This window comes from Helicobacter sp. 23-1044 (genome assembly GCF_053654695.1).
The window spans coordinates 58,644-71,064 of record NZ_JBSIUQ010000008.1; the positions used below are offsets into that span (position 1 = coordinate 58,644).

Sequence of the window (12,421 nt, forward strand, 5' to 3'; positions counted from 1 at the left end):
TATCCCCAAATTTACACTTATTTTAACCACGCTTTGCGCCTTGCTTGTAGCATTGAGCGCGTTTGTGAATTTTTATTATTTCGCCACTTATCACACTAAAATTGACGCGTTTATTTTCGGGCTAAAAGACGATGAAACAGCTACAATTTTAAGCATAATTTTTAATGATTATCCGCTGGTGCGCGCCCTTTTGGCAAGTGTGATTTTTAGCGTTGTGTGCTATAAAATCGCTAAAATTATTTTAGGTGTGAATCTAGCGCGATTTACACGCTTTTTAAACCTCACTAGATTCACAAAACTCCCGCAATTTGCGCGAATCACATTTATTTTTACCACGAATCTTTTGCTTTTGGGCGTTATATTTTTAGGGATTCGTGGGAGCGTGGGGACATTTCCATTGCGCGAAGATGAAGCGCATTTTAGCGCAAATCCTTTGCTTAATCACATCGCTTCAAATCCCATAATAGCGAGTGTTTGGGCGTATGGCAACTATCAAAATCAAGATAAATTTGCACCCATAAATCCGCAAGATTTGCATAATTTGGAGCGCGAACTTTTCCCCATTTTTGCGCACAATCCGCAACAAACGATTAAAAATCCCCCGCATATCGTTGCCGTGCTAATGGAGAGCTTTGGTAATAACGCACTTGCGCTAGATTCGCCAAAGTGCGATTTGCTTGGGAGTTTTAGAGCGCATTTTGAATCGGGCAAAACGCCACATAAAAATCAAAGCGACTTTACATTTAGCGCGTTTTTATCCGCGCAAAATGGGACTGCGGCGAGTTTCGCAGAGCTCTTTTTCAACTCGCCAAGCGCGACTATTAGCATAAGTAGCGTAAAAAATCGCAAAATCGCGCTAACGCCCTTTGACGTGTATAAAAACAAAGGCTATGAAGTGATTTTCATCACTTCGGGCAACCGCTCGTGGCATAATTTGGGCGATTATATCCTTATGCTTGGGGCGGATAGAGTGCTTGATAAAAGTGTGCTAATCGCCAAATATCCGCAAAGTGCGGAGTTTGAGAGCGATTATGGTGTGAGCGATGAATATGCCTTTAAACTCGCACTTGAAGTTTTGCAAAATGCCACAAAGCCCACTTTTATCGCAATGCTAACGACTTCAAATCACCCACCATATAAGATTCCTACGCATTTTGTGCCACCACATTGCGATATTGAGCCGTTGCGTCCGCATTTTAATGACAATTCGCCTAAAAAAATGCGTGAAATAATAAATATTTTTGCTTATGCAAGTAGCGCATTTGGCGACTTTGTAAGCGCGATTAAGGCGGATTCTACACTAAAAGATTCGACTATCATCGCAGGGAGTGGCGACCATAAATTGCGCTCCCTAAAATCTAGCGATAATCTCGCGCTAGAACACTCCGTGCCGTTGTATATGTATATTCCGCCACGCTACACGCGCGATTTTAAGGGATTTGCATTTGAGCGTGATAAAATCGGCTCACATAAGGACATTTTCCCCACGCTGTATGCGTTGAGTTTGAATGAGTATGATTTTTTAACGATGGGTGGGCGCAATCTCTTTGATAAAAACTCGGATTCACGCTACAATTTCGCAATTAACGGCGCATTGTGGATTGATGAGTTTGGAATCTACCCAAATGGCGCAACAATGGGCTACACATATACATTGCAAAATGGCGAATTTGTGATGAGTGGCGAATCTATTGCACTATCGCAAGAAAAAGCGCAATTTATGGAGCGATACAACGCGCTAAATAGGGCGCAAATCAACTATCGAATCTTTGAAAAATAAGCGATATTTAGCCACCAAAATTGCAATTTATGGCAAATCCCGCGTGGTGCAAAGTCTAGCGCAATTCATCGCCTTGCGAAATCTCATAGCCATTTTTGATAATCCACCAGCTTAGCGCATTTGCGCGTTTGAGCTGTGCCAAAAGCAAATCCGCCAATTCTTTGTCGTTTTCGCGTTTCAAATCGCCAAAATACTCCACGCCAAAGCCATCATAGATAAATCTATCGTTTGCAATCGCGCCATATCCTAGCGCAAATGCTTTTTCTGCCCCCCCCCTAGCTGTATTTGCGATGGTGGTGAGATTTTTAGCGTTGCTACTCAAAAGTGGCTTACCAAAACTCGCATATTTAAAGCCACTTGGCGCGACAAGCTCGACAATCGTGGGCGTTATGTCGATATGAGAGCCGATTTTTACGCGTGGAGCGAATTTTAAAGATGGCGCATATACGATAAATGGCACGGCATTAGCGATTTTCGCATTTGGCGTCAAAGGATACTCCCTATCATAATGGTCGCCCGTGATGATAAAAAGGCTATGCGGGAGTTTCGCGCTCATATCTCGCACAAAATGCGCGATGACTTTATCTTGCCACCAAATATGTGCCAAAATCTTCGCACTCATCGCCTTTCTCTTAAAATTTGGCGTAGAATCTATAAATTTTTCAATCGCCTCCATCGGTGCGCCAAAATCCGCCACAGGCGCGTTGTATGGCGGGTGATTTGAAGTTGTCATAATCATATTAAAGGTTTTTAGTTGCGGATTTTTGCTAGATTCGGCATTGATTTTGTCCGCAATAAAGGCAAAGAGATGATTATCATAAGCTCCCCATTCATTTTGATAAGGTGCGCTATATCCTTTGCTAACGGCATTTTCGATGATGTGAGTGCCAAAGAAAATGCGCGAAAAGCCCTGCCTTGTTACAAAGCTATCTAATTTCTGCCACGAGCCACTCCCGCCGTAAAAAAAGCTCCCTTCAAATCCCAAATCACGCATTATCACGGCAGGAGCGAATTCGATATCATTAAATCGCCCCGCAAGCAAGCTCAAAGGGATATCCGTTTGCAAAAGTCCGCTTATTTGCACATCCAAACTCTTTATCGTGTTGCCCGCATTTTGCAAGAAAATCTCTGCTTTGAATCCGCTAGATTCTGCGACTAGCTTTTTTAGCTCACTACTTAACCCAAGCGAATCAAACTCGCCATCAAAGTGCCACTCGCTCATCGATTCAGCGATGATGTAAAAAATATGCTGAATCTTGCTTGTATCACCGCGCTCCACGCGCTTTTGCAATAGCACTCTTAAATCGCCATTTGCGCCCAAACTCTCATCGCCACTAAAATTTTTTGCCACAATTTGGGGCGATTCGCCTTGTATATAGTCGCTAAATTTGGAGTGGGCGATTTTGCGGTATGCTTTATGCACGATGTGTAAGTCGCGGAATGCGCCTATGCTGACTTTGCGTAAAAATGCGTTGCCAACGGGGCGAATCTCTTTGCCTAAACTTATGCCTTTGAATCCAAAATGCCCGTTAATTGCAAAAAGTGTGGCAAAGGCAAAGGTTAGAAAAAGCGCGATTACACTTATATTTTGGGCGAATCGCGTGAAATGTTTGCTGTTTGGATTTGCGGGATTTGCGATTAGATTTGCAAATTTTGGTGAATCAATTTTGCGAAAAATCGCATTTATGGCAACCACAAGTGCCACACTTATCGCAATCCACGCGAAAATTTTAAGTGTAAGATTGTATTGCCCACTCATCGCCGTGCTAAAAATCGCACCCCTATCATCAAAAATCAGCCCCAAAAGATTCGCATTAAAAGTGTCGCCATAAATCTCATAAAAGCCCATATTTGCGATATTTACAAAGGATATCGCGGTAAGAATGAGCGCGATAAAAATCTGTGCTATCTTGCTAAAAATCCGCCACGCACACAAGGTAAAAAGCACGAATGCAATAAGTGCCAAAACCCCCGCGATTTGCCCGAAATATCGCGCGCCGTTTATTAGCGTTTGAAAAATCTCTGCGTTAGATTCAAGTGTGCCGATATTACCGCCCCAAATGCCGATATACGCGATAAAAAACGCCCTAAACGCGAAATCCACCGCATACAAAAACGCAAAAAATACAAGCGATTTTGCAAAGATTCGCGCAAAATTTACGCTTGAAAAATAACCGCTTGCAACATTAACGCCCGAAAAATTAGCACCTGAAAAATTACTACCTGAAAAATTAACGCCCATCGCGCCTCCAAAAATATGAGATTTTGTAAAAATAAATTTGGCATTGTAGCATTTTTTGGGATTGGATTGGATTTAAGCGCAAATAAGATTCACGCGAATCGGCGTGGATTCAAGCGTCGATTCAGCGAGATTCACGCGCAAAAAAAGATTCACGCGATTCAGTATAGATTCAAGCGCAAAAAGATTCACGCGAATCTAGCACTCTTCACAATCAAAATCCCAGCTGATTTCTAGCGTTTTTAGCTCTTTTAAATCCATTTTCTTTATATCGCACGCCAAACAATCCTTATTTGGGCAATCATTATCGCAAGATTTAGCAAAATACTGCTTTGCTTTTGCCAAATCCTGCTTGACTTTTTTGCCTCCCACAGCTTCGCCCGCAAAATAGATTTTGGATAATTTATAGCATTCTCCGCCCATCTCACAGGCTTTTTCGTAGTATTGCATAGCTTTGTCATAGCTTATCATTTCGCCAATGCCATATTTTTTTGCCTCCCAATCATAGATTTTGCCAAGCGCGTAGCACGAACCAGCATTATTTCGTTTATGACAAGCCAAATGGTGATAAAAGGGTATAAATTGCTTTTTTTGTGTTTTGCTACTATCGATTGAAATTTCTAATTCGGAGAGATTGTCGCAATATTCTACATTGCCCAAACACGCCTTTTTGCCAAACTCTCTTGCAGAATCAAAATTGCGATATAATTTGTGCGTATAATAAAAATGCGACAACTGCATACAGCTCTCTATTTGATTTCGCGCACAGGCTTTTTGTGCTGCCATTTGAAAGTATCTAGCGAGTTCATCATCATAATTCACATAATCCACCGAAGAAGCCAAATAAAAATTATTGCCATATATATAGCGATAAGCGACAAAGGCAAATTCAGCGCAACTTTTTGCGTCATTTTCAAAGCATTGCTTTTGAAGTTTGGTAGAGAGTTCATTGCGCATTTGGCAAATATTTGTTGTTTGCAATCTATCTTTGTTGCAAAGATAGTCCAAATTTTTAAGGTCATCATTTTTAGATAAATGCAGTGCCTGTCTTTGCGCTACACTATTTAGCTTATCACAGGCTTTTGGCACATATTCACATAGCTTGTCAAACTCATCTATAATGCTCCATAAATCAGAGCCATCGTTAGATTTGCCTAAATCAATCTTTGTTTTTTCAAAACACGCATAATCATTAGTCAAACCCAAATCATAGCGATAGTAGCAGGCTTGCGCCAAATATGCCCTTAAATCAAACGAAGGCACTTTTGGCGCAAATGCTACCAATCTCTCACAAGCCTCAAGTGGCGTTTTAATCTCACAGGCTTTTTTGTAATGTTGCAATGCTTCCTCAAAATTGCCATCTTTTTCTTCTGACTCTGCTAATTTGATACATTGCAAATTATCGCTATATGTATCGTCATTATCGCGATTTTTATCTTCGCTGTAACATCGCTCATAAAGTTTTGTTTTGCTTTCAATGCTACAAGCAACTAAGCCCACCAAAATCACAAAAATCACGCCAAATATCGTTGCAATTTTCATTTTGTCCCTTTGCGTTAGAAAATAAATTTTGCGATTTTAGCAAAAAATCGTTAGATTTTGGCAAGATTCACGCAATATAGACAAGCGAATCGATAAATTATTGCCTTTTGATTCGCGCAAAGTAATTGATTAGCATAAAATTCACACAAAGATTCGCGTAAAATTTATAATTTTATGCTACAATTTCACCTTTTAAATTTTATTAAATTTTAGCAAAATAGGAAAAATAAAAATGCCACAAAACTACAAATCCCCCCCCCCCAAGCGAGTTTTTATAAAAATCTAGTGCAGATTTTGATTTTTGCCTTTATTTTTTGCGCGTGTAGTAGCAATCAACCGCAATATGTAGATTCGCGGGATTATGTGAGCTTTGAGCTAGATAGCCACGATATTGGCGATATGATTGAAAAGCTGATAGAAAAACTACTCGATAATCCCACGATTAGAAAGCAAAGCGAGCTAAAAATCCTAGCCATCGGCGAAATAGAAAACGCCACAAATCAAAGCATCGATACCGAGCTAATCGCAAGTGAAGTCATAAATCACATAAGCAAAAGCGGTAAATTTAAAATCGTAAATGCAGGGCAAAACGCCAAAATCGAGCATCTCATCCGCAAATCGCGCAAATTTCGCAGAATCTAAAAATTTTCCCGCTAGATTCTGCGTTTCCCGCCAAAATCGCAGAATCCAAAAATTTTCCCGTTAGATTCTGCGTTTCGCCCAAATTTCGCAGAATCTACTTCTTTTTTGGCGTTACCAAAATATTCACATACCGCCCTTCTAGCGTGGGCTCACCCTCTGCATTTGCGCAATCTTGCATAGATTCGATTATGCGATTTAGCACGGCAAATCCAGCGCGTGGGTCAGCCATTTCACGCCCTTTTAGAAATACGCGAAATTTCACGTGCTTCCCAGATTCCAAAAATTCCCGTGCGTGTTTGACTTTGTAATTTATGTCATTTTGCGCAATTTGGGGCGATAATTTTATCTCTTTGACTTCGATTTGCTTTTGCTTTTTCTTTGCTTCTTTTTGCTTTTTTTCTTGTTGATAGCAAAATTTGCCAAAGTCCATTATTTTGCATACAGGCGGTTTTGCAGTGGGTGAGATAAGCACCAAATCCAACCCCGCGTCCTCTGCTAACTTACGCGCATCAAAAGTTTTCATAACGCCAAGTTGTTCGCCATTTGCGCCGATACAGCGCACATCATCAAATGTTATTTCATCATTTAAAAAAGTATTCTCTCTCAAAAAATCCCCTCGCTCATTGCGTTTTTCAGTCTATCCAAAAATGCCTCCTTTGTTAGATTGTATTGTGTTTTTGTGATGCGGTCGCGAATCGCAACTTCGCCCTTTTCAACTTCGCTTTTGCCGATGATTGCCACATAAGGCACTTTTTGCTTTTCGCTTGTGCGAATGCGCTTATTAAAGCTATCGCCTTTTAGATTCACTTCGCCATACGCGCCAAATTCAAGCATTTTGGCGCATAGCTCTTTTGTGTATGGCAAAAATTCATCCGCAATAGGCACAAAAATCACCTGCGTGGGCGCGATAAAGATAGGAAACTCGCCATTAAAATGCTCTATCAAAATCGCGCAAAATCGCTCAAAACTCCCCAAAATCGCGCGGTGAATCATCACAGGGCGTTGCGCGGTATTGTTTTCATCAATGTATGAAATGTCAAATCGCTCGGGCAGATTCATATCGATTTGAATCGTCCCGCACTGCCATTTGCGCCCGATTGCATCTGTGATTTTAATGTCAATTTTTGGTCCATAAAACGCCCCGCCACCTTCATCAATGCTAAAATCTATGCCTTCGCTTGTGAGAGCCTTTTTAAGCGATTCAGTCGAATCCTCCCAAATCGCTTCACTGCCGATAAATTTCGCAGGGCGCGTTGAAATCTCCATTTCATATTTGAATCCAAACTTATCCATAATTTTCGTAGCAAAGCATATAATTTTTGCAATCTCGCCTTCAATTTGATTTGGGCGACAAAAGAGATGCGCATCATCTTGCGTAAATTCTCTAACGCGCAAAAGCCCGTGCAACACGCCACTTTTTTCGTGTCGATGAACTACGCCATATTCATAAAATCGCAAAGGCAAATCCCTATAACTTCGCACCGCGCTTTGATAGACTTTGATATGCCCAAGACAATTCATCGGCTTTATGCCGTATTCACTCTCATCAATCGTGGTAAAATACATATTTTCTTTGTAGTTGTCGTAGTGTCCGCTGATTTTCCACAAATCGCTTTTTAAAATCTCAGGTCCTCTCACAGGCTCATAATCCTGCGCAATCAACGCCTTTGTCAAAAGATTTTCGATATTTTTACGAAGTCTCGCGCCCTTTGGTAGCCAAATAGGTAGTCCCGCGCCCACTTCATCATCAAAGCAAAACAAATCCATCTCATTGCCTAACTTTCTATGGTCGCGCTTTGCGGCTTCTGCCATCATAAATTCGTAGTTTTTCAACGCCTCTTTTGTGGCAAAGGCAATGCCGTAGATTCGCGTAAGCATTTCAGCATTCTCATCGCCACCCAAATACGCCCCAGCAAGTTTGGTAAGCTTAAAGTGGCGGATTAGCCCCGTGCGCGGTATATGCGGTCCTTTACACAAATCCTCAAAATCGCCCTGCATATACGAGCTAAAATTATCGCCTTCAATGCGACTCATCACCGCGACTTTTAGCTCATCATCGCCAAATTTTGCCTCCACCTCCGTGCGATTCATACACGCTTTACGAATCTCAACATTTTGCTTTGCCAAAAGGCGCATTTGCGCTTCGATTCGCGCTAAATCATCGCTTGTGATTTTCTCATCGACTTTAAAATCATAATAAAATCCTTCATTTACAACGGGTCCTACGAAAAATTTTGCGTTTGTATAAAGGCTCTTTATCGCTTGTGCCATAAGGTGCGCGGTGGAGTGGCGCAAAATATGCAGTGCATCAGCTGAATCATCAAGGTAAATCGCCTTAAAGTCGCTTGTATCGATTGATTGCTCGTTTGCAGTTTGTAAATCAAAGATTTTATCATCTTTTTTGTAAGCTATAATTTCGCTCAAAAATGCCCTCTGTCCTTATTGAAATGTGATTTATGGTGGTCCCGATTGGACTTGAACCAACGACCCCTACCATGTCAAGGTAGTGCTCTACCACTGAGCTACGCGACCTTTTTGATATTTTTTGCGCTTAAATTTGAAGCTAGATTCGCGCCGAATCTACGGCGATTTCACGCGATTCGCCAAAAATTTTGCAAAAAAATAAAACGGCAATTATAGCGACTTTAAAGCTAAATTTACCTTAAATTTTATAAGATTCTGCTATAATTTGCACTTTTTATATGAAAAGGGAAGTCAATTCACTATGCAAATCATAGAAAGCGCGGAATTTAGCCATTGGTTTGAGAATCTAAAAGATAATGCCACGCGCAAACTTATCTACCAAAGACTTGCTAGGATACGACTTTATGGGCATTTTGGCGATTTTAAAAACATTGATGATGAGCTAAAAGAATTGCGCTTTTTTAATCGCGGTGGCACAAGAATCTATTACGCTTTACTTGATGGCGTGGTGCTACTGCTAGGTGGCGATAAAGATTCGCAGACAAGGGACATTCGCAAGGCAAAAGCGATTTTACAGGAGTATAAAGATGAAAAAATTTAGAGATTTTGAAGAATGCAATTATTTAAAAAGCGATGAAGAACGAGTGCTTTTTTTAAGTGCGTTAATCGAAGAAAATGACGCCAAAAGCCTAGAATACGCGCTTATGCAAGTGGCAAAAAGTCAGCTTTTAGAATTGCTAAATGCAAACAAAAAAACCCTTGCCCCCGCGCTAAAAAGCTTTGAGAAATTAGAATTTTTGCCCCACGCTCACGCAAAATAGCAATTTTGAAGCGCACAATGAATACCCCCGCTAAAATCTCAGTCTGCATAATCGTAAAAAACGCCCAAGCCACGCTAAAAGAGTGCTTAGAATCGCTCCGCGAATTTGATGAAATTATCTTGCTAGATAATGGTAGCACGGATTCTACACTGCAAATCGCGCAGGATTTTAACGCCACTTATGGGCGTCTGCGCGTGGAGCAAAGCGAGTTTATCGGCTTTGGTGCGCTAAAAAATCTCTGTGTGAGCTATGCCAAAAATGATTGGATTCTCTCCATCGATAGCGATGAAGTGCTAGAATCTAGCGCATTAAGCGCAATCCACGCCCTAAATTTGCAACCCCAAAATATCTACGCACTATCGCGCAAAAATCTCTATAAAGGCGAGTGGATAAAGGCGTGCGGGTGGAGTCCGGACTTTGTGTGGAGGATTTTTAACAAAAACTTCACGCGCTTTAATGAAAACATTGTCCACGAAAGTGTCATAATCCCAAAAGAAGCGCGTAAAATCCACTTGAGCGGGCATATCAAACATTATGCGTGTAGTGGAATCGCGCAGTTGCTTGACAAACTGCAACGCTACACCACGCTATACGCCGAGCAAAACGCCCATAGTAGCAAAAAAGCTACAATCTCAAAGGCAATTACGCATTTTGCGTGGAGCTTTGTGAAAAATTATTTTTTCAAAAAAGGCATATTTTATGGCTACAAGGGCTTTGTGCTAAGCCTTTGCAATGCACTTGGCTCGTTTTTCAAATACGCCAAACTCTATGAAGTGCAACGCCACAAATCCGCCACGCCACAAACTACCACGCTCATCATTACAACCTACAATCAAAAAGAGCGACTTTCTCTCGTGCTTGATTCTGTGCGAAATCTAAATCCCCTCCCCAAAGAAGTCCTAATCGCCGATGACGGGAGCGGTGCGGATACGCGTGAAGTTATAGAAACTTACGCAAAGGATTTTCCCTGTGCGTTGCGCCATATTTGGCACGAGGATAGGGGCTTTCGCTTGGCGCAGATTCGCAATGAGGCAATAAAATCCGCGCGTGGCGACTACATTATCATTATCGATGGCGATATGATTTTGGATTCGCGCTTCATTGCCGAGCATTTGCGATTCGCACGGCGTGGCGTGTTTTTGCAAGGCTCACGCGTGATTTTGAGTGAATGCGAAACGGCAAATATTTTGGAGGCGAAAAACTATGCTTTGGCTTTTGATTCGCACTCTTTGAAATCCGCGCATTGCAATATTTGCGCAAATCTCATCTACACATTTTCCAAAACCACCGCAAAAATTTTCCGTAAAAAAGAGCTGATAAAAGGCATTCGCGGGTGCAATATGAGCTTTTATAAAGCCGATTGTGAGGCGATAAATGGCTTTAACGAAGAATTTGTCGGCTGGGGGCGCGAGGATAGCGAATTTGTCGCAAGGTTTCTTTTCAACGGCGGAGAATTACGGCGCGTAAAACATAACGCCATCGCCTATCATCTCTACCACGCAGAAAACCCCCGCGCAATGCTAGAATCTAACCACAATATATATATATATATATGCAAAACTCAAACAACTTGGGCAAAAATGGGGTTGCAGAAATAGGGTTTCCACTTCGTCATTGCGAGGGCGAATCGCAGATTTGCCCGAAGCAATCCATAAAAACCGCAAATCTACCACAGATTCACCTAAAAAGCGCGTCCTAATCACACTAAAAGACATTACAGAAGGCGGTGGCGGGGAGCGCGTGGGCGTAAATCTCGCAAATGCCTTTACGCAAAATTTGGGCTATGAAGTGCAAATCATTAGCTTTTTTCGCACACACAAAACGCCCATTTATCCGCTTGATTCGCGCATTTCTTGCATTTATCTTTGCTACAAAAAAGCAAAGAGCAAAAATCCGCTTATTACGATTTTTCGCAAAAGCATTTTACGCATCATTTTTTGCTATCAAACGCACAAAATCGCACAGCAGACAAACGCCGATATTGTGCTAGCAAATGATGGGTGGTTTATACCGCTTTTTGGGCGCAAGTCGCGGGATTTTAAGCCGTTGTTTGTGCGTCTGTGGCATTTGAGTGCCCCTAAAAAGGCTAGGCGCAAACTGCGCTATTTTGACACTCTTATCGTGCTATCATCGCGTGAGTTGCCCACTTGGCAGGGCTATCATCACAATGTGCGTGTAATCCCAAACTTTTTGCCACAAATCCCACAAAAAAGCACGAATCACGCGCAAAAAGTGGTGTTAAGCGCAGGACGATTTTCAAGCGAAAAAGGCTTTTTGCGATTGATTGATATTTGGAAAATAGTGCAAGAAATGATAAAAAGCCCCCTCCCTTGCGGAGGGGGTTTGGGGGTGGGTAAAAATCTACAAAATAATGCAGATTCTGCGTTTTTCGTGCTAGATTCTGCGAATTGTGCTAATTTTGCAGAATCTAACCCACCCCCTGTATCCCCCTCCGCAAGGGAGGGGGAAAGTATGGAATTGTCCTCCCTAATGGAGGGGAAAGATTCGCGAGATTTTAGCGACTTATTCCAATGGAAACTCATAATCGTAGGCGATGGCGTCCTAAAAAGCGAGATAGAGTCCAAAATCAAATCCCTAAACTTGCAAGATTCTATAATCATAAAGCCATTTACCAAAGAAATAGAGTGCGAATATTTGGGAGCGAGTATCTATGCGATGGCTTCGCACTTTGAGGGCTTTGGTATGGTTTTGGCGGAGGCAAGTAGCTACGCTTTGCCTTGCATTGCTTTTGACATCGCCACAGGACCTAGCGATATTATCGCGCATAATAAAAGTGGCTATTTGGTGAGTGATAATGACTTGGAGGCTTACGCAAAGCACTTAATCACGCTAATGAGCGATGAAAATTTGCGCATTGCATTTGGAGGCGAAGCCAAAAGGCTTGTGGGGGAGAGATTTTCACAATCTGTGGTAGTCCAAAAATGGGGAGAATTGTTTGAAAAGAAATCGTAG

11 protein-coding genes and 1 tRNA gene are annotated in these 12,421 nt (G+C 41.8%); 7 read left to right on the forward strand and 5 right to left on the reverse strand.

Translation table 11 applies throughout. The annotated features are described in order from the left end of the window. Positions 1–64 precede the first annotated feature (64 nt). The gene (locus tag ACWIUD_RS07865; RefSeq protein ID WP_454148293.1) at positions 65–1,780 is read left to right on the forward strand and encodes an LTA synthase family protein; all 1,716 of its coding nucleotides are present in this window, start codon (positions 65–67) and stop codon (positions 1,778–1,780) included. A 55-nt stretch (positions 1,781–1,835) separates the two neighbouring features. On the opposite strand, the gene ACWIUD_RS07870 is transcribed toward ACWIUD_RS07865, so the two are convergent. After that, positions 1,836–4,022: an LTA synthase family protein gene (locus ACWIUD_RS07870; protein ID WP_454148294.1), complete on the reverse strand. Its 2,187-nt coding sequence runs from the start codon at positions 4,020–4,022 to the stop codon at positions 1,836–1,838. 15 nt (positions 4,023–4,037) lie between these two features. Between ACWIUD_RS07870 and ACWIUD_RS07875 the strand changes: the two genes are divergently transcribed. Continuing rightward, entirely contained in the window at positions 4,038–4,256 is a 219-nt protein-coding gene (locus ACWIUD_RS07875; RefSeq protein WP_454148296.1) for a hypothetical protein, read from the forward strand. On the opposite strand, the gene ACWIUD_RS07880 is transcribed toward ACWIUD_RS07875, so the two are convergent. Further along, positions 4,218–5,561, reverse strand: a complete 1,344-nt coding sequence (locus tag ACWIUD_RS07880; protein WP_454148297.1) for a tetratricopeptide repeat protein — start codon at positions 5,559–5,561, stop codon at positions 4,218–4,220. The two genes, ACWIUD_RS07875 and ACWIUD_RS07880, sit on opposite strands and share 39 nt — an antisense overlap. A 294-nt stretch (positions 5,562–5,855) precedes the next feature. Between ACWIUD_RS07880 and ACWIUD_RS07885 the strand changes: the two genes are divergently transcribed. Beyond that, a complete protein-coding gene (locus ACWIUD_RS07885) occupies positions 5,856–6,203 on the forward strand; it encodes a hypothetical protein (RefSeq protein ID WP_454148299.1) in 348 nt (115 codons plus the stop codon). Positions 6,204–6,297: 94 nt separating this feature from the next. Here the strand turns inward: ACWIUD_RS07885 and infC are convergent, their stop codons facing one another. The 3 genes from infC to ACWIUD_RS07900 all read right to left on the reverse strand — a co-directional run bounded on the left by infC (position 6,298) and on the right by ACWIUD_RS07900 (position 8,735). Continuing rightward, a complete protein-coding gene (gene infC, locus ACWIUD_RS07890; protein WP_454148300.1) occupies positions 6,298–6,810 on the reverse strand; it encodes a translation initiation factor IF-3 in 513 nt (170 codons plus the stop codon). Continuing rightward, a complete protein-coding gene (thrS, locus tag ACWIUD_RS07895) occupies positions 6,807–8,627 on the reverse strand; it encodes a threonine--tRNA ligase (protein ID WP_454148302.1) in 1,821 nt (606 codons plus the stop codon). Before thrS ends, infC begins: the two co-directional genes overlap by 4 nt. 33 nt (positions 8,628–8,660) lie before the next feature. Then, a tRNA-Val gene (locus tag ACWIUD_RS07900) sits at positions 8,661–8,735 on the reverse strand. A gap of 193 nt (positions 8,736–8,928) precedes the next feature. On the opposite strand from ACWIUD_RS07900, the gene ACWIUD_RS07905 reads away from it, so the two are divergent. Genes ACWIUD_RS07905 through ACWIUD_RS07920 form a run of 4 tightly spaced genes read left to right on the forward strand, consistent with a single transcriptional unit; the run spans position 8,929 to position 12,421 of the window. Next, positions 8,929–9,228: a type II toxin-antitoxin system RelE/ParE family toxin gene (locus tag ACWIUD_RS07905; protein WP_454148304.1), complete on the forward strand. Its 300-nt coding sequence runs from the start codon at positions 8,929–8,931 to the stop codon at positions 9,226–9,228. Further along, positions 9,215–9,448 carry a hypothetical protein gene (locus ACWIUD_RS07910; protein ID WP_454148306.1) on the forward strand — a complete coding sequence of 78 codons (234 nt, stop codon included), beginning with the start codon at positions 9,215–9,217 and terminating at the stop codon, positions 9,446–9,448. Before ACWIUD_RS07905 ends, ACWIUD_RS07910 begins: the two co-directional genes overlap by 14 nt. A gap of 17 nt (positions 9,449–9,465) precedes the next feature. Continuing rightward, a complete protein-coding gene (locus ACWIUD_RS07915) occupies positions 9,466–11,046 on the forward strand; it encodes a glycosyltransferase family 2 protein (RefSeq protein ID WP_454148308.1) in 1,581 nt (526 codons plus the stop codon). Positions 11,047–11,083: 37 nt separating this feature from the next. Beyond that, positions 11,084–12,421: a glycosyltransferase gene (locus ACWIUD_RS07920; RefSeq protein ID WP_454148310.1), complete on the forward strand. Its 1,338-nt coding sequence runs from the start codon at positions 11,084–11,086 to the stop codon at positions 12,419–12,421.